Source organism: Nocardia mexicana NBRC 108244, assembly GCF_001613165.1.
Taxonomy (GTDB): Bacteria; Actinomycetota; Actinomycetes; order Mycobacteriales; family Mycobacteriaceae; genus Nocardia; species Nocardia mexicana.
The window spans coordinates 1-17,556 of record NZ_BDBV01000146.1; the positions used below are offsets into that span (position 1 = coordinate 1).

Below are 17,556 nucleotides of genomic sequence, written 5' to 3' on the forward strand. Positions count from 1 at the left end.
CGCCGCCGCCACCATCGTCGGCATGTTCGGCCCCTTCATCCCCGCCGCTGCCGTCGGCTGCCTCGGCGGCATCATCGCCATCGGCGCCCTCGGCACCCTGGCCGGGCAAATCCTGGTCACCGCACCCGTCGCCATCATCGCGGCCGTGCAGTACTTCACCACGGTCAACCAGCCGATGCCCCCGGCACCGGCCAAATAGCAAGCACCACAGGCACTCCCATCAGGTATCCGCCCGGCACCCCACCCGGGCGGATACCTCCCCGCCGGCGCACGCCCCGGAGGGGTCCGGCAGCTGTCAGTCGGTCAGGGGCGGCGGAAACTACCGATTCGTATCGCTGCAAGTTGTCGGTCGGCACTGCGTCGTTCGCGCTGCTCTCGGCGGCCGGTCGGGCCGTGGCATACTTCCTGTCATGCGGCTCCGCCTGGCCGTCGCCTCGGCCCTGATGCTCATTCCGGTCATCGGATGTGCCGCAACGGGCGAATCCGGCTCCTCCCCGACCAGCAGCCCCGCCGTCGGCGAGGTCATCGATCTCTACGTCGCCGAGCAGACCCGGCCGTGTACCGGCGTCGCGCCGCAAACCTGCCTGCAGGTCCGTCGCGATCCGAATGCTCCGTGGGAACTGTTCTACGACCGCATCGAAGGCTTCGACCACCAACCCGGATACCGCTACCACCTGCAGGTGGAAAAGCGTCCGGTGCTCGATCCTCCGGCCGACGCCTCCACCGTTTCCTGGCGGCTGGTCCGGGTGGTGGAGCAGCAACCCGCGTAGCGCGCACGCGGCGGTTTCCGCTGCTCACAATCGAATTCGGGTGGCGGTGGCCCGCAGCAGGTCGATCAGGTCGCCGTCGGTGACCGCGAAGCGGCCGGTTCTGCCGATGGCGGCCAGGGCGCCCACGGCCCTGCCGGTGCCGGTGCGGACCGGGACGGCGAGCGAACTGCGGCCGACACGGCATTCGTCGACCTCGGTGGCGAGGTCCGCGTTCCGGACCCGGTGCAGTTCCTCGAGCAGCGCCGCGCCGGGGGTGATGGTCGAGGCGGTGACCCGGCGGAGCGGGCCCGCCAGGTTCGGGTCGCGGGCGAGCAGCAGCTTGCCGATCGCCGAGGCGTGCAGGTGCGTGGTCAGCGTCTGCTCGCCGCTCAGTTCGTGGTCGGGGTCCTTGTCCACCAAGCGAATTCGGCCCCCGTGGAAGGATGCCAGGTGGATGCCGAATCGGACCTGGGCGCGCAGCTCCGCGAGGACGCGGTCGTTGTCGGCGGGCGGGTCCGGCTCGGCCGCCGCGGCCAGCTCGCGGGTGCGGCGGCCGAGCGCGAAGCCGGACAGATCCTCGATCCGGACCAGATAGCCGTCGGCCACCAGCAGATTCAGCAGCCGATAGGCGGTCGCGGGGGCGATCCGAGTCAGGGCCGCGATGTCCTTGGCGGTGGCTCCCGGACCGAGCTGCGCCACCGCTTCCAGCAGTGCGAGCGCTTTCTGCACGGCGCGGGGCTCGTGACCGCTGGGCGCCCCGCGGTGGTAGGTCGTCACCGCTCGCCGGGGCCGAGGTGACGCGCACCGACCAGGGCCATGCGGCCGCGCTCGTTGACGGCGAACACTCCGGCGCCGGGTAGCACATCGGCGGATTCCGGGCTGTCGAAAACGCCTATGGCAGAACGTATCCGAGGCCCGGTGCGGCGGTGCCACACGATCCCCGCCGCCACGATCACCGATGCCGCGCCTGCCGCGACGAAACTGCCACGCAGCGCGTCGGTGACGAACAGCAGCCCGAGCGTGCACGACAGCGTCACGGCGCCGACGACCGCGAAATCGCGTTCACGCCGGGTCATTTCGTGGATGCGCAGCAGGAACCGCACCGAGGCCACCGCCACCAGGATGTACGTCATGCACAGCGCGGTCCGGACCACCATCTTGGCCTCGGCGGGCACCCCGCCGAGCGCGAGCCCCGCCATCGCCCCGGCCGTCACGACGCTCACGATCACGGCCAGCGCGACCGAGGGAGTCCGCAGCCGCCGGTTCACGCGGGTGAACACGCGCGGCAGCACACCCTCGATGCCCATCGTGTAGACCAGCCGCGACACCGCATTCGACGACGCCATCGACGATCCCAGCCAGGAGGCGGTGAGGCCCAGATTCAGCAGGACGACCACCAGCGGGCTCACCCCGGTCGACGTCCCGTGCAGGTACGCGTTGACGAGCGCGCCCGCGCGCCCGGACCAGGCCGCCCAGGCGGCGAGGATGAACAACGTCCCGCAGATCATCGGGGTGAGCAGGACCGCGCGGGTCACCGTGACCAGCGGCCGCCGGGTCTCCGGCGCGAAGAAGGTGGCGCTGTCGAAACCCGCCAGCGAGAACACGGCCGTGAGCGCAACCAGCAGCACACCCGGCCCACCGGAGCCGGGCGGCGCAACGGCCACCTGATCGGCCGATCCCGGCAGCAGCATGAGCCCGACGATGAACGCCAGCGAGCAGGCCTCGACCGCCAGGGTCACCACGGCGGCGAAGCGCACACCGCGGACGAGCGCGCAGCCGATGATCGCGGCGATCGCGAGGTAGACGACGTAGCTGCCCGCACCGCGCACGGTGATGCCGAGCTGGGCGGCGACCGCGAGGGCGGCCTGCCCGCCGTGATACATCGTGAGCGCCGCGCTGCCGAGGTACTTGACGAGCAGGCCGATCCCGCAGATCAGCGCCGCGCGGGTGCGCAGACCCTGGAAGACGAACGTGTACAGACCGCCCGCCGCGGCCAGGCGCCGGGTGAATTGCGCCACGCAGCAGGCGATCAGGGTGATCACCACGGTCGCCACGACAATGGTGACCAGGCCGGGCAGCAGGGTCTCGGAGCCGAACATGGTCACCGGCAGCATCACCATCGACGCGGCGGGAGCCGTGGTGGCCACCGACTGCCCGAGCACCTCGGCGCCCGACAGCCGCCGCCTGCCGAGGGCACGCAGCGGCGAGACCGCGGGGCGATCGGGCTCTGCCGCGGCGAACGACCGCGCCACCGCGTCGGTCAGGGCATTCATCGTGCACACCTCCACACCGGCACGGACACGCTGATGCCGGTGCGCCGGACCCTAGCGATGCCGCATTTCGGACATGTTGCGGCGATGGGTCCACCGCGGGAGGCCGAGTGAGAACCCGCGTGGGGGTGGTCTCACTCGCCGATCGCGGGATTTTTCGCCGCCGTAGCCGCACCGACCCGCGCACATTCCAGACTTCGGACTACGCGAACGGAGTGGACGGAGTTCGAATTGGCTGTCAGCAGAAGATCTTTCATGCAGGGCCTGGGCGTCACCGGTGGCGTGGGCCTGGCCTACGGGGCGCTGTCCACGCTGGGCCTGGCACCCGCGGCCGCCGATGTGGCACGGGACTTCCGGGCACCGGCGCGGGGCGATCTGATCGGCCGGGTCGACGGTAAGCATTCGGTGGTGATTCTCGGCGGCGGACCGGCGGGGCTGTGCGCGGCGTACGAACTGCGCAAGGGCGGCTACGACGTCACGGTGCTCGAGGCCCGGCAGCGGCCGGGCGGCCGGGTGTGGTCGGTCCGCCGGGGCACCTCCGAGACCGACCTCAACGGCGAAACCCAGACATGTGAGTTCTCCGAGGGGCACTACTTCAATCTGGGCGCTACCCGAATTCCGCAGGGCCACATCACCCTCGACTACTGCCGGGAGCTGGGAGTCGAGATCCAGCCGTTCGGCAATCAGAACGCGAACACACTCGTGCACTACCGCAGCGACACACCGCTGTCCGGGCAGCCGGTGCAGTACCGCGCCGCCAAGGCCGATGTGTACGGCTACATGTCGGAATTGCTGCACAAGGCGTCCGCCCGGGGAGCGCTCGACGATGTGCTCTCGGCGACGGACAAGGAGGCGCTGTCGTCGTTCCTGCGCGATTTCGGCGATCTGTCCAGCGATGGCCGGTATCTCGGAACCTCGCGCCGCGGTTACGAATCCGAGCCCGGGGCGGGGACGGACTTCGGCGCCCAACGCAAGCCGTACGGCATGTCGGAGGTCATTCGCGGCGGGCTGGGCCGGAACTTCAGCTTCGAGTTCGACCATGACCAGGCCATGATGATGATGACCCCGGTCGGCGGCATGGACCGCATCTACCACGCCTTCCAGGACAAGATCGGCTCCGACCGCATCCGCTATGGGGCCGAGGTGACGGCGATGCGCAATGTGACCGACGGTGTGCGGGTCGAGTTCACCCAGGACGGTAAACAGCAGTCCGTCACCGCCGATCACTGCATCTGCACGCTGCCGCCGAATCTCGTCGGCCGCCTGGCCAACAATCTGCCCGCCGATGTTCTGCTCGCCCTGCAGGCCGCGGTTCCGGTGTCGGCCGGAAAGCTCGGTATCGAATATTCGCGCCGCTGGTGGGAGCTCGAGGACCGAATCTACGGCGGCGCCACCAACACCGATGCCGATATCGCCCAGATCATGTTCCCCTACGATCATTTCCACTCCGATCGCGGCGTGGTCGTCGGCTACTACAACAACGGCAGGCAGCAGCGGGCGTTCGAATCCCTCACGCACCGGCAACGTTTGGCGAAGGCGGTGGCCGAGGGGTCGGCGATCCACGGCGAGAAGTACGGCCGCGATATCAGCTCGTCGTTCTCGGGGAGCTGGCGGCGCACCAAATTCTCCGAGGGCGCCTGGGTGGGCTGGCGGGGCGTGAGCGATTCGCACGGCGGGCACGGCAGCTCCGATTACGAGAAGCTGCTGCAGCCGGTCGGGCGCATCCATTTCGCGGGTGACCACCTGTCCAATGCGATCGCGTGGCAGCACGGCGCTTTCACCTCGGCGCGCGCGGTCGTCACCGCCGTCCATGCCCGCGTCCTCGCGAGCTGAATGCGCCACACTTTCGGATCCTAATACTGTTCTGCCCCAGCAGAATCGGCTCGAGCAAGGAGTACAGATGACCCGACCGATCGCTGCCGCGGTGGCGCTGATGGCCGCCGCGCTCGCCCTCACGGCGTGTTCCGCCGACCCGGATGCGGCCTCGAAACCACCGGCCGACGCCGGGGCGGCGAAGACGATACTCGAACCAGGACAAGCGAATCCGATGATCGCACAGGGCGTCGCCATCACCAGTGGCGCAGCGCTCTACAAGACGAGCGGCATCGGTCCCGCCGCGGGGAACAAGGCGGCGCCGGAGAACAGCCCGGAGTCATTTATCGACACCGAGCAGTTCCCAGGCGCGAAACTACCTGCCGGAGTGACGATCACCGAGGCCCAGGGCATGGCCGTGCTGGCGCAGATCAAGCAGAACCTGGAGGCGCAGGGCCTGTCGGTCGACAACGTGACCACCATGCGCGTATTCCTCGACAACGCACCGGGTTCCGACCGCGCCGACTACGCGGGCTGGAACCGCGCCTACCGCCAGTTCTTCGCTAACACCAATCTCGACACCGGCGATACCGAACTCGTCCCGCTCGGAACCGCCCCGCCCACAGCACCTCTGGTCCGCAACGCGGCCCGCCCGACCCGCTTCGCCCTCGAGGTCGCCGGGCTGCCCGTCCCGGGCTGGCTCGTCGAGGTCGAGGTGGATGCGGTGTATCCGGCCGGGAAGGGGCCGCGGTCGTAGTGCCGTTGCCACGCCCCCGGCGTGTGCAAGAGTCACCCTTCCCAGGGACGAATGCACACAGATTGAAGATCTGTCATGCAAATTCGTACACTGGCTCGCCGGATATCCGATGAAAGGAACAAATGCGTAAAACGAGCCGGACACTCGCGGGTGTAGCGATCGCCGCGGCCTCGGTCGGTATTGCGGTCGCCGCCGCGCCCACCGCCTCCGCCGAGCGGGGTGAGAGTGGTTGTTTCGCGTACTCATACGACGACAGCGGGGACCTGACGACGACGGTCTACTACAACAACCACTGCAATTCGGAGCAGACGCTCCACATCAACCGCGACCCTAATGACGTGTGCGGCGACACCATCGATGTCAAGGTCGGCCCTGATGCGAAGGGCAATGAGGTGGTCCGGTGCGGCAGGGTCACCGGTGTCTGGAACTGACGACGTTGCGCCGCAGAGCGTTTGAAGGTCGTTGAATCGCAGCGAGAGCCCGGTCGTTCACAGGAATGACCGGGCTCTCGCCCCTTGCGGCAGGGGATCCAACGGTACGGGCCGGGTTACTCCGGACTCTCCGGCGTGGTATCCACCTCGGTCTTGTGAACCAGTTCCTTGACCGGGCGCAGGACGACCCAGGCGAAGAAGGCGAGGGCCACGATCACCATGGCGATGCCGGCCCACAGGTTGGTGTTCCAGCCGCCGGAGCGGGCCAGGTCGGCCTCGGAGTTGCTCACCAGGCCGGTGACGACGAGGATCACGCCGTAGCAACCGATCAGTGTGCCGACAATGGTGCGGATATCGAAAAGCATTGCGTCCCTTCCTTATCGGACGAGGATGTTGAGCGCGATCACCAGCACCAGCGCGATACCGGCGAGCAGCACCGGGCGCTGATACCACGGCAGCGAGGCGGCGTCCGGATCGCGCAGCTGGGCCTTCGGTGTCTCCGAGTACACCAAGCCGACCAGCTCGGCCGCCGGCTTCGGCGCGGTCACCTGGGTGACGATGACGCTGAGCACGATATCGACCACGAAGGCCACACCGGCGGCGAGGAAGCTCGAGCCCTGACCGGACAGGTGGAAGACGTCCGTCTGGTGCAGGATGAAAACCACCACCGCGGAGAGGGTTCCGAACACCAGGCCGACCCAACCGGCCGTGGGGGTCATCTTCTTCCAGAACATGCCGAGGATGAACGTCGCGAACAGGGGCGCGTTGAAGAAGCTGAACAGCGTCTGCAGGTAGTCCATCATGTTCGAGAAATTCCCGGCGATGAACGCGGTGAAGATCGCGATGACGGTGGCGCCGACAGTCGCCAGGCGACCGACGCCCAGGTAGTAGCCGTCGGGCTTGTCCTTGACCACGTACTGCTGCCACAGGTCGTAGCTGAACACGGTGTTGAACGCCGAGATATTGGCCGCCATGCCGGCCATGAACGCCGCCAGCAGGCCGGCGAGCGCCACGCCGAGCAGACCGTTCGGCAGCACCGCCTTCATCAGGTACAACAGCGACTGGTTGTAGGTGGCGTCGCCCTGCCCGGTGGCCTTGAGGTCGGCGATCTGGGGGACCAGGATCGCGGCGATCATGCCGGGGATCACGACGATGAACGGGATGAACATCTTCGGGAAGGCGCCGATGATCGGCGTGCGCCGGGCCGCAGAGATGGAATGCGTCGCCAGCGCGCGCTGCACCTCGACGAAGTTGGTCGTCCAGTAGCCGAACGACAGCACGAAACCCAGGCCGAACACGATGCCGACCACGGACATGAAGTTGTTCGCGAACCCGCTCAGCTCGTTGCCCGGCCACGAATGCCACTGCTCGACGCCGTCCGGCTGCGCCAGCACCTTGTCCTTCAGCCCGCCGACCCCGCCGATGCGGTGCAGACCGACCAGGGTCAGCGGCAGCAGCGCGGCGACGATGACGAAGAACTGCAGCACCTCGTTGTAGATCGCCGCCGACAGCCCGCCGAGGGTGATGTAGGACAGCACGATCACCGCGGCGACGACGATCGACACCCACAGCGGCCACCCCAGCAGCACGTTCAGGATCGAACCCAGCAGATACAGGTTCACCCCGGCGATCAGCACCTGGGCGATCGCGAAACTGAGAGCGTTAACGAGATGCGCCCCGGTGCCGAAGCGGCGGCGCATGAACTCGGGCACGCTGCGCACCTTGGAGCCGTAATAGAACGGCATCATCACCACGCCGAGGAACAGCATGGCCGGCACCGCGCCGATCCAGAAGTAGTGCATGGTCGGCATGCCGTACTGCGCGCCGTTGGCCGACATACCCATGATCTCCACCGCGCCGAGGTTGGCGGAGATGAAGGCCAGGCCGGTGACCCAGGCCGGCAGCGAACGCCCGGACAGGAAGAAGTCGATACTCGACGACACCCGCTGCCGCGCCAGCAGCCCGATGCCGAGAACGAAGACGAAATACAGTGCGACCAGCAGATAGTCGACGGGTGCGGCATCCAGGCGTAGCTGGGTGCCCTCGGCTAGCACCGAGTGTGCGGTATCCCCCGCGAGCACCGAATCGAACACGCCTGGCGGCTCAGCAGCGGGCGGCATAAAGCTCTCCTGTCGATGGGGTCATCGGATGACCAACCGGCCGAACCCGGATACTAGCGTCTTGTTAGCGCTCACAGGAGTAGTTTGCCCGAGCTGTGTCTGGTTTCTATATCGCGACCACGACACGCACGGCCCACCGAGCGCGCGGCACCTTGCTGTGTCTGGTTTTGTATCGCGACCACGACACACACAACCCACCGAGCGCGCGGCGCCTTGCATGCCGCGACCAAGACACGCACAGCTTGTCGAACGCGTGCTGGATCGCCGATCGCTCTGCGTTACCGATCGGCAAGGCGACGCCGCACAGCGCCTGCCTCGGTCGACCCACGACGCGATACAGCAACTCGACCGCGTGTCGGTGCCCGTCTACCAGGTTCGGTGCGGGACTTCCCGGCGGGGATCGTGCAGCGACCCCGCTGGTTTCGTCGCCGCGGTTACCGCGGCGACGAAACCAGCGGATCCGGATAGGTGTTACGGGCTAGCCCGCCAGATCGTCCAGTACCCGCCGGGCCTGCTCCAGCTCGGCCTGCAGCTGCTCCACCTTGGCGCGCTGGCTGCTGCGGACCGACTCCAGCACCGAATCGACCACCTCGGCCACCTCGGGATGCAGGAGCTTCGCGGCCTGGGCGACCGTCGCGCCCGGCACCGACAGGCCGCGCGTGCGCTTCTTGCCGTGCACCACCTCGACGGTCCACTCGCCGTCTGCGGTGCCGGACAGGGTCACCGTCACCTCCGGGCCCGTCTTGGACTTGCGGGCGGCGGCGCTCTTCTGCGGTGGCTTCGCCGGGGCCGGTGCGGGCTTGGCCGCCGGCTTCGGCGCCGGGGAATCGGCGGCGGGTGTCGGCTGCGGAGCCGAACCCTGCTCGGCAACAGCGGGTTTCACCGGCTCGGGATTCGGTGGCGCCGGGTTCACGGTCGACGGCATGCTCACTGCGGTGTCCTTCCTTCTAGCCGTGGTCTTCTTCGCGGTCTGCTTCGTGGCGGCCGGTGCCGCGGTGCGCCGGGCCGGTTTGGTCAGCGTCACCTCGGTCGGCGAGAACGACAGTTCATCCTTGGATCCGGTGGGCCGCACCTGCAGGAAGTCGCCCTCGGCGGGATCACCGAGCGCGACCACCTTGCCCGAGCGGCCCTCCGGCACGCCGACCGCGGCCGCGGTGAACCACACCATCGGCGGCCGGCCGGCCGCGATGTCCGCGGCGATCTGCCGAATCTCGATGTCGGACAAAGGTTGCGGCTTGGTTCGACGGGACGACATGGTGCTCTCCGGGCGGTTCGTGGACATATGCGTGCCACGAGCATGCCCCATGACACCGACAAGTCCACATCGTCCGGCTGTACCGAGCGACCCTACGCGAACCGGCAAATCTTAAGCTACATCCAGGTTTCCGCCCGGCCCGCCGATCTCGACCGACCAGGAGAATCGTATGCGTTCACTTCGCTGCGCGGTGACAGTTGCCGCGATTGCCCTCGGCGGGTGCACCGCCGACCAAGGGCACGACGCCGCCACACCGTCCGCCACACCGACTGTCGCGCAGGTGGCGAACTGCCTGTCGGAGCCGGAGACGAGGCCTGCGCGGATCACCGTCACCTGCGCCGACGCCAATCTGGCGGTCTCGGATATCGCCTGGAGCAGTTGGACGTCCGACTCGGCGCTGGGCTCGGGAACTCAGCACCTCAATACCTGCGAGCCGAGTTGTGCATCCGGACAGCAACAATCGACCCCGGTAACCGTCCGGCTGTCCGCGCCCGAGAACGACAGGTTCACCCGAATCGAGATCAACTCCCAGGACGGCAGCGCACAGGTGTATCCGCTGCCGCATTGATACGCGGCCAATACAGCCGCCGGTACGTCCGGCGACTCACCTCCCGGCGCACCCGGCCATCGAATTCGCCGACAGCTCCCCTGGCCGCCGTCGGTCGCCCGGCCTCCGCCGGCGCCGAGAAGATACCGACTCAGGCCGCGTGGCTCACGTGCTGTGCCGACTCGCCGATCACCGCGCTCTGCTCGCCGACCAGCCGCCGCAGGAAGGCCTCCTGTTCGCGGCGGCCGCGGGCGGCGGCGCGCTCGGGCCCGCCGGGCAACCGGGTCACGGCACTTCTGGTGAGGTTCACCGGGATGCGCAACAGTGGGTACCAGGGCGGCATGTACGCCGGGAGACCGAGGCTGCGCATGGCCTTCGGGCCGAGGAACGTGCTCGCGATCGACAGGTGCTGCGCCCGGGCGAGGCGCCCGCGCAGCGCGGGCAGGTTGCGGAAGTGCCAGCCGAGCGGTTCGTCACCCATCGGCAACGCCAGCTGCGCCGTGGTTTCATCCGGATTGGTGATCGCGCACATGCAGTGGTAGAGCACGCGCACCGCATCCCGGAAACCGTTGGGCAGCCACTCCTCCCGAACCCCGATCAGCCAGCCGACGTACCGGGTGAGGTGCGCGGCGGCGTCGGCGTCGGCCGGAGTCGGCACGATACCCATCGGCATGGCCCCGACCATCGGGGCGATCAGCGCGCCGACGAGGGTGGCCGCCATATCGGTCTGGTTAATCGGCACGCCCCACTCCTCGGCATCCCAGTCCGGCATGGCCGCCACGTGCCGGCGCACGAATGCGTGGATGAGCCGGACGTGGATCGTGGAGCGGTATCCGGCGCCCAGCGGCCGCATGCCATCGTCGGAGGTGACGTCGAGGGCCCACTGCAGGGTCTCGGCGAAGCGCTTGGCCGGGCCCTTCTCCAGCGCGCCCGTGCGGATCAGGGTCTTGTTGAAACCGGACGCCAGGTAGCCGCCCAGCAGCGAGACGTCGCGGGCGATGTACAGACCGTCGGTGCCGCCCGCCCGGAACACCTGCTCCGCCCGGCGGATCTTGTCCCAATCCACCCATTCCGGGACGGTCTCGTAGCGAACGAAGAACTCCCGCAACGGTTCCGGCGCGTCCGGAACGCTCGCGATGCCGTCGCGCAGGGCCCGCTCGAACAGCGGCCGCGTGCGGTCACTGCCCTCGGCATACATCCAGTCGACGACCCGGTCCATCGGCTCGTCGGCGATCAGCAGCGACTCCCCGAGGTCGCGCCACTGCTCCGGAGACGGTTTGCCGATACCCATCAGCAGCGCGAACGGGCGCAGGCCCGGGACCTTGCGCGGTGTGTCGGGATGCCGGCGCGGCACGGTCGGACTCATCGCTGCTCTCCTTTGAGCTGACACCAGGGGCGACGCGGATACGATCTCTCTCGTGAAACAATGTACGTGAATTTCTCTCATTGCGTCAATGGTTCCCAGCCGTGCACAGCGCCCGAACAGCCGGTAGCCTGCGGTTTTCATGAGGAGTTCGGTGGTAGGACCGTGCCCGTGGCCGGCGATCGTGCGCCGCGCCCCGGGACGCTCCGGACCAGGCCGATGAGCGCATCGCACATGCCCGCGCTGCGCGACGAACGGCAGGCGCTGCTGGACTTCTGCGCGGATCTGAGCGAGGCCGATCTGGCCGCCGCGAGCGCGGCGCCGGGGTGGTCGGTCGCCGACGTGTTCATCCATCTCACCGCCACCGTCCGGGCGCTGGTGACACCGACGGGCTTCGCGCTCGCGACCACCCGGGACATCGAACGGCTCAACGAGCGGTTGGTCGACGAGAGGCGCTCCCACACAACGAAACACGTGCTACGCGACCTCACCACCTGGACGGCTCGCGGCTGCACGGCGCTCAACGCGCTGACCGCACCGGGCATCGGTCAGCTTCGCCTGCCGGTGGGCGAATTGGGTTGGTACCCCTTGGATCTCGTTCCCGCGATGCTCGTATTCGACTGGCATACGCACCTGCGCCACGACATCGCCGTCGCCCTCGACCGCCCGGTCCCGCCCACCGACCCCCGGCGAATGGCCGCGGTGCTGACCTGGCTGACGGCCCTGCTCGAACGCTCCCATCGCCGGCCCCTGAGCTGGCTCGAGGCACCGGTCGCACTCACCCTCACCGGGCCGGGCGGGGGCACCTGGCGTATCGAACCCCGCGGCGGCCGCATCCGGGTCCGCCCGGCCCCCGCCGCCGGCGCCGCGGCCCATATCGCCGCGCTCGCACTGGAATTCCCGCAGTGGGGCACCCGCCGCCTCCCCTGGCGGACCTGCGCGGTAGCGGTGACCGGCGACGCCGAACTCGGCACGCGCGTGCTGGACTCGATCAAGCTGGTTTGAGCCGCCGGTGATTCACAGCGTCTGCCCGCGCCCGGCTACGTCCGTCCGGCACCCATCTCCACAGCAACGGCCTCGGCGAACGCGTCCACATCGTCCGCGGTGGTGTCGAACGCGCACATCCACCGTACCTCGCCGGTGTCCTCGTCCCAGACGTGGAAGGGGAACCGCCGCTGCAGCCGGGCTGTGACATCCGGTGGGAGGACGGCGAATACGGCATTGGACTGCACCGGCTGCGCGATCTTGACTCCCTCGATGCGTCCCGCGGCCTGCGCCAGGCGCGCGGCCATGGCGTTGGCGTGGGTGGCATTGCGCAACCACAGGTCGCCGCCGAGCAACGCCTCGAACTGCACCGAGAGGAACCGCATCTTGGACGCCAGCTGCGTGGACAGCATGCGCAGATACTCGAGGTCGTGGATGCGGTCCGGTGCGAGCACGACCACGGCCTCCCCGAGCATCAGGCCGTTCTTGGTCCCGCCGAAGGACAGGATGTCGACGCCGACGTCGCTGGTGAACGCGCGCAGCGGCACACCGAGCGAGGCCGCCGCGTTGCACAGCCGGGCGCCGTCCACGTGCACGAGCATGCCCAGGTCGTGTGCGTGATCGCAGATCGCGCGGATCTCGTCGATCGAGTAGCAGGTGCCCGTCTCGGTGGTCTGCGTGATCGAGACGGCCAGCGGCTGCGCGCGATGCTCGTTGCCTCTCCCCCAGGCCTGCCGGTCGACGAGTTCGGGGGTGAGCTTGCCGTCCGGGGTGGCGACGGGATAGATCTTGATTCCGGCCACCTTCTCCGCGGCACCGCATTCGTCGGAGTTGACGTGTGCGGACTCGGCCGTGATCACCGCGCCCCAGCGCGGCAGCAGTGCTTGCAGCGCAACGACATTGGCCCCCGTACCGGTGCACACCGGAAACACGCGAGCCTGTTCGCCGAAATGGCGGGCGAAGATCCGCTGCAGCGCGGTGGTGTATTCGTCGGTGCCGTAGGACCTTTGATGACCACCGTTGGCAAGCGCCAGTGCCGCCAGTACCTCCGGATGGATACCTGCCCAGTTGTCGCTGGCGAAGCCGCGCACGGTCGCATCGTGTCGGCGGATGGCGTCTGTCACCGGATCCATCACCTCACCTCCGAGAACCTGTTCACCCGCCCACGGTAACGCGGTCAGAGAATTACGAGCCCAGCCGCTGCGCCGCGATGTCGAGATCCTTGTCGCCGCGCCCCGACAGGCACAGCAGCACCACCGAATCGGGCGGCAGCTCACCGCGCTCGGCCAGCTCCAGCAGATATCCGACGGTGTGGGTGGATTCGAGGGCGGCGATGATGCCCTCGCCGCGCGTGAGTGCGCGCATCCCGCGCAGCGCGGCGTCGTCGGTGGCCGTGCGGTAGATGACGCGGCCGGTTTCCTTGAGGTGGCTGAGCTCCGGCCCGACACCGGGATAGTCCAAACCCGCTGCGATGCTGTGTGTTCGCGCAATCTGGCCGTCCTCGTCCTGCAGCATGTAGCTGAATGCGCCGTCGATCTCGCCGGGCGTTCCGGAGTTCAATGTCGCCGCGTGCCAGCCTGTTTCGGTTCCGCGGCCCGCCGCTTCCACACCGATCAGCCGCACCTGGGGATCGTCCAGAAACGGATGGAACATGCCGATGGCGTTGCTGCCGCCACCCACGCAGGCAATCACGTAATCCGGCAGCCGCCCTTCGGATTTCAGCACCTGCGCCCGGGACTCGTTCCCGATCACGGTCTGGAAGTCCCGGACGATCCGCGGATACGGCGCCGGTCCGGCCGCCGTACCGAACACGTAGTGGGTGGTGTCGACATTCGTCACCCAGTCCCGGACCGATTCGCTGACCGCGTCCTTCAGCCGACGCCGACCGGTGTGCACCGCCCGGACCTGCGCGCCCAGCAGTTGCATCCGCACGACATTGGAGGACTGTCGCCGCATGTCGTGCGCGCCCATATAGACGGTGCACGACAGATCCAGCATCGCGCACACCGTCGCCACCGCGACGCCGTGCTGGCCCGCACCCGTCTCCGCGACGATGCGGGACTTGCCCATCCGCCGCGCCAGCAGCACCTGCCCCAGCGCACTGTTGATCTTGTGAGCGCCCGTGTGCGCCATATCCTCGCGCTTCAGGTAGACCCGGACACCCGGCACCGCAAGCGATTCCGCGAGGCGGGGCACGCGGTGCAGCAGCGTCGGGCGGCCGACGCGGTCGCGCAGCAACTCCCCGAGTTCGTCGGTGAATCGCGGGTCGGCCTGCGCCCGCCGGTATGCCGCGTCGAGCTGGGTCAGCGCGGCCATCAGCCCCTCGGGCACGTACCGGCCGCCGAATCTTCCGAATCTACCCTGTTCATCCGGGAAAACTGCGGAGTCGTAGACACCGCCCGCCACACCGTGATCTATAACCATCAGCACCAACGCGATTCACTCACCGGACCCACATGTGCATCCTGTCTTACCCGGGCTAGCGGAGTAATGCCTGTTGGCAACGGAATAGTTAACGCTCTGTTAGGAAAGCCTCAGCCTGGTCGCGCGGCGCCCAGGTTCACGGCGCACTGGTTGCCCCGTGTTCCGGACGTCAGGGTGGTTCTCATGACGCACAGCAACGAACGTTTCGACAACAAGATCGCCCTCGTGACCGGCGGCTCCAGCGGTATGGGCCTGGCCGCCGCCCGCAGGCTGCTCGACGAAGGGGCGCGGGTGGTCATCACCGGGCGCGACAAGTCCCGGCTGGACGCGGCCGTCGAGAGCCTGGGCGGCGGCGACCGCGTCCTGGCCGTCGCCGGGGACGCCTCGGACGTCGCCGACCTGGAGGCCCTGGCCGAGACCGTCCGGGCCCGTTACGGGCGGCTCGACGTGGTGTTCGCCAACGCCGGAGTGGCATCGTTCGGACCGACCGCCGAGGTCACCGAGGCCGAATTCGACCGCCTCGTGGACATCAATTTCAAGGGCGTGTATTTCACGATCCAGAAGACCCTTCCGCTGCTCGCCGACCGCGCCGCGATCGTGATCAATGCCTCGTGGACGCTGCACCGCGGCCTGCCGGGCGGCTCGCTGTATTCCGCGACGAAGGCGGCCGTGCACAACCTGACCCACACCCTCGCGGCCGAACTCGCCCCGCAGGGCATTCGGGTCAACTCCGTCAGCCCGGGCTATATCGCGACCCCGATGTTCCACGACAACATCCCGGCCGAGGCGCACGCCGACGTCCTGGCCCAGATCGCCGCCGGTCGATTCGGCACCGCCGAGGACGTCGCGGACGCGGTGGCCTTCCTCGCCTCCGGCGAGGCCGGCTACGTCAACGGCCAGGACCTGGTCATCGACGGCGGGTTGGTCGCGGCGATACCCGCGGTGTGAGGTGGTTCAGCGGCGAATCAGCACTGCCGTGATTAGTTCGGCGTTGCCCCCTGGTCTCCATACACTGCGACCCGATGTCCGGGTCCCAGCCGATCCGAAGGGGCGACCATGAGCACCCACCTGACGACATCGCGAGGCGATCGCGTCTCCTACGACATCCGTGGCTCCGGCCCCGCGCTGATCTTCATCGCGGGCGCCGGGCCGTACCGGGCCATCGACCCGGTGACCACGAGGACCGCCGAATCGGCTGCGGTGCAGGGCATCACGACCGTCGTGTACGACCGGCTGGGACGTGGCGAGAGTAAGGTCGACGGGCGCATCGATCTGGACCGTGAACTCGATGCCGTCGCCGCGCTCATCCGGGCCGCCGGTGGCAGCGCCGTCCTGTGCGGCCATTCGTCCGGGTGCGCCATCGCGCTGGCGGCGGCTGTTCGCGGGCTTCCGGTCGACGGCCTCGTGCTCTGGGAGGCGCCGCTGGGACCGCCGGATGGGGGTGCGCGGGAATGGGCCGCGGAAGTCGATCGGCGAATCGAGGCGGGTGACCTGGAGGGCGCGCTGACGTACTACATGAAGGACATCCCGCCGGAATTCCTGGAAGCATGGCGCACCACCCCCGAGTTCCCCGACCTCGTCGCCCAGGCCGGAAGCCTGCGACCGGACGGTGAGTCGCTGGTGTGGGCCGAATCGTCCCCGCACACAGAGCTTTTCGCCGGTATCGACGTACCCGTCGAGGTACTGATGGGCGAGCAGACATACCCGGTGATGCTGACCGCCGCCGACTCCCTCGCCGCCGCAATCGCCGGCGCGACTCGGAAACGAATGCCCGGTGCCGGACACACCTGGGAGCCCGAACCGATGGCCAAGGACCTTGCCGAGTTCGTTCAGGCCACGCGCTGACGGTTGAGCGCCGCGACCTTCACGGGCGGTACGCCAGCAGGGCCACGACCTACTCACGCCGCGTTCATGCGTAAGAGGTTCGTGCGTAAGAGGCGGGGCCAGGTAGCGGCGAGAAGTGCGTGGTGAGTATCCGTGCAAACGCGTTGCGCCGTAGCGGTCCTTTCACACAGCGCCTGCACGCAGCGGCACCTGCATACGACAGCTCCCACACGCAGCACTGCCAACCGCAGCAGCACTCACACACCCACAACTCCCCCACACCACAACGCCTCACCCACTGCAGCGCGCTGCACACAGCAGCGCCCCGCACGCAGCAGCGCCTGCACGCAGCGTGCGTTCACGCCGCCGTGCCTTGATCACGCCGCAGTGCCTCGTTACTCGGCGTGTTCACACCACCGCGCGTTCAGGCGGCAGTGCGTTTTCGTTGTGCCTGTTCGCGCTGCCACCGCCGATGGTCCTCACGAGCACACTCGTCGCGCAGGTGGATGCGGGACAGGATTTCGGCGAACAGTTCACCGGCGTGGTGGCGGTGGTTGATCTCCGGGATCTGGCCGGGGTCGATGTGCGGGGGCGCGATCCACGCCGTGCGCCCCGCATACGGTGAATTCGGGCCCTCCACAATCGTTTTCCAGCCACCCGGGCCGTCGTGGATCAACGCATGGCAGCCATCGCAGGCCAGCGTGAGATTCTCGAGATCGGTCGCCCCGCCCTTGCGGTAATCCAGCACGTGATGCACCGCGCACAAGCTCGCGGGCGCATCACAACCGGGACGCGAACACCCACGCAGGGCCGCGATCAACGCCAGCCGCTGCGCCCGAGACGCCAGCCGTTTCATCCGCCCCAAATGCACCGGCAGCCCGGCATGGTCGAACACCGCCAGAAACGGCAGCGACCGCTCCGCGAGCGCCAGCGCCTCCGCGACAGGAACGACGCCACCGGTCGCCGTCGTCGCCACACCCGACATGCGTTCCAGGTCCTCGACCTTCACCGTCACGACCG

The 17,556-nt window shown here is 68.3% G+C and carries 17 protein-coding genes and 1 pseudogene; 9 read left to right on the top strand and 9 right to left on the bottom strand.

Features of this window, described 5'->3' with window-relative positions; translation table 11 throughout:
• Positions 1-199: pseudogene (locus NM1_RS43255) on the top strand (hypothetical protein); the annotation flags it as partial.
• A gap of 211 nt (positions 200-410) precedes the next feature.
• Entirely contained in the window at positions 411-770 is a 360-nt protein-coding gene (locus tag NM1_RS39395) for a DUF4377 domain-containing protein (RefSeq protein ID WP_084520483.1), read from the top strand.
• Between the two features lie 24 nt (positions 771-794).
• Here the strand turns inward: NM1_RS39395 and NM1_RS39400 are convergent, their stop codons facing one another.
• Both NM1_RS39400 and NM1_RS39405 read right to left on the bottom strand, forming a co-directional pair.
• The gene (locus NM1_RS39400; RefSeq protein WP_068032732.1) at positions 795-1,526 is read right to left on the bottom strand and encodes an IclR family transcriptional regulator; all 732 of its coding nucleotides are present in this window, start codon (positions 1,524-1,526) and stop codon (positions 795-797) included.
• Positions 1,523-3,022: an APC family permease gene (locus NM1_RS39405; RefSeq protein ID WP_068032758.1), complete on the bottom strand. Its 1,500-nt coding sequence runs from the start codon at positions 3,020-3,022 to the stop codon at positions 1,523-1,525. Before NM1_RS39405 ends, NM1_RS39400 begins: the two co-directional genes overlap by 4 nt.
• Positions 3,023-3,274: 252 nt before the next feature.
• Here NM1_RS39405 and NM1_RS39410 point away from each other — a divergent pair, with 252 nt between their 5' ends.
• The 3 genes from NM1_RS39410 (at position 3,275) to NM1_RS39420 (ending at position 6,019) form a co-directional block, all read left to right on the top strand.
• The gene (locus tag NM1_RS39410; RefSeq protein WP_068032734.1) at positions 3,275-4,852 is read left to right on the top strand and encodes a flavin monoamine oxidase family protein; all 1,578 of its coding nucleotides are present in this window, start codon (positions 3,275-3,277) and stop codon (positions 4,850-4,852) included.
• A gap of 67 nt (positions 4,853-4,919) precedes the next feature.
• Entirely contained in the window at positions 4,920-5,588 is a 669-nt protein-coding gene (locus NM1_RS39415; protein ID WP_068032736.1) for a Rid family hydrolase, read from the top strand.
• A 122-nt stretch (positions 5,589-5,710) separates the two neighbouring features.
• Positions 5,711-6,019 carry a hypothetical protein gene (locus NM1_RS39420; RefSeq protein ID WP_068032737.1) on the top strand — a complete coding sequence of 103 codons (309 nt, stop codon included), beginning with the start codon at positions 5,711-5,713 and terminating at the stop codon, positions 6,017-6,019.
• 116 nt (positions 6,020-6,135) lie between these two features.
• Here the strand turns inward: NM1_RS39420 and NM1_RS39425 are convergent, their stop codons facing one another.
• From NM1_RS39425 to NM1_RS39435, 3 genes are all read right to left on the bottom strand, one after another.
• Positions 6,136-6,384 carry a hypothetical protein gene (locus NM1_RS39425; RefSeq protein ID WP_068032739.1) on the bottom strand — a complete coding sequence of 83 codons (249 nt, stop codon included), beginning with the start codon at positions 6,382-6,384 and terminating at the stop codon, positions 6,136-6,138.
• Between the two features lie 12 nt (positions 6,385-6,396).
• Positions 6,397-8,139 carry a sodium:solute symporter family protein gene (locus NM1_RS39430; protein WP_084520484.1) on the bottom strand — a complete coding sequence of 581 codons (1,743 nt, stop codon included), beginning with the start codon at positions 8,137-8,139 and terminating at the stop codon, positions 6,397-6,399.
• Positions 8,140-8,617: 478 nt separating this feature from the next.
• Positions 8,618-9,394 carry a DUF6319 family protein gene (locus NM1_RS39435; protein WP_068032763.1) on the bottom strand — a complete coding sequence of 259 codons (777 nt, stop codon included), beginning with the start codon at positions 9,392-9,394 and terminating at the stop codon, positions 8,618-8,620.
• A 169-nt stretch (positions 9,395-9,563) separates the two neighbouring features.
• On the opposite strand from NM1_RS39435, the gene NM1_RS39440 reads away from it, so the two are divergent.
• Positions 9,564-9,962, top strand: a complete 399-nt coding sequence (locus tag NM1_RS39440; protein ID WP_147289183.1) for a hypothetical protein — start codon at positions 9,564-9,566, stop codon at positions 9,960-9,962.
• A 130-nt stretch (positions 9,963-10,092) separates the two neighbouring features.
• On the opposite strand, the gene NM1_RS39445 is transcribed toward NM1_RS39440, so the two are convergent.
• Positions 10,093-11,307 carry an oxygenase MpaB family protein gene (locus NM1_RS39445; protein ID WP_068032743.1) on the bottom strand — a complete coding sequence of 405 codons (1,215 nt, stop codon included), beginning with the start codon at positions 11,305-11,307 and terminating at the stop codon, positions 10,093-10,095.
• Positions 11,308-11,523: 216 nt separating this feature from the next.
• Here NM1_RS39445 and NM1_RS39450 point away from each other — a divergent pair, with 216 nt between their 5' ends.
• Positions 11,524-12,309 (top strand): maleylpyruvate isomerase family mycothiol-dependent enzyme, encoded by a 786-nt coding sequence (locus NM1_RS39450; protein WP_068032745.1) that lies wholly within the window; start codon positions 11,524-11,526, stop codon positions 12,307-12,309.
• Between the two features lie 35 nt (positions 12,310-12,344).
• Here the strand turns inward: NM1_RS39450 and NM1_RS39455 are convergent, their stop codons facing one another.
• Positions 12,345-13,421, bottom strand: a complete 1,077-nt coding sequence (locus NM1_RS39455; RefSeq protein WP_068032747.1) for a threonine aldolase family protein — start codon at positions 13,419-13,421, stop codon at positions 12,345-12,347.
• A gap of 52 nt (positions 13,422-13,473) precedes the next feature.
• On the bottom strand, positions 13,474-14,712 hold the full coding sequence (trpB, locus tag NM1_RS39460) for a tryptophan synthase subunit beta (RefSeq protein ID WP_068032765.1): 1,239 nt from the start codon (positions 14,710-14,712) through the stop codon (positions 13,474-13,476).
• 183 nt (positions 14,713-14,895) lie between these two features.
• On the opposite strand from trpB, the gene NM1_RS39465 reads away from it, so the two are divergent.
• Together NM1_RS39465 and NM1_RS39470 are read left to right on the top strand one after the other, a co-directional pair.
• The gene (locus NM1_RS39465) at positions 14,896-15,660 is read left to right on the top strand and encodes a glucose 1-dehydrogenase (RefSeq protein ID WP_068032749.1); all 765 of its coding nucleotides are present in this window, start codon (positions 14,896-14,898) and stop codon (positions 15,658-15,660) included.
• 108 nt (positions 15,661-15,768) lie between these two features.
• The gene (locus tag NM1_RS39470) at positions 15,769-16,557 is read left to right on the top strand and encodes an alpha/beta fold hydrolase (RefSeq protein ID WP_068032752.1); all 789 of its coding nucleotides are present in this window, start codon (positions 15,769-15,771) and stop codon (positions 16,555-16,557) included.
• A gap of 403 nt (positions 16,558-16,960) precedes the next feature.
• Here the strand turns inward: NM1_RS39470 and NM1_RS39475 are convergent.
• Positions 16,961-17,556, bottom strand: a 596-nt coding sequence (locus NM1_RS39475; protein WP_157124109.1) for an HNH endonuclease signature motif containing protein, incomplete at its 5' end; no start/stop codon positions are given.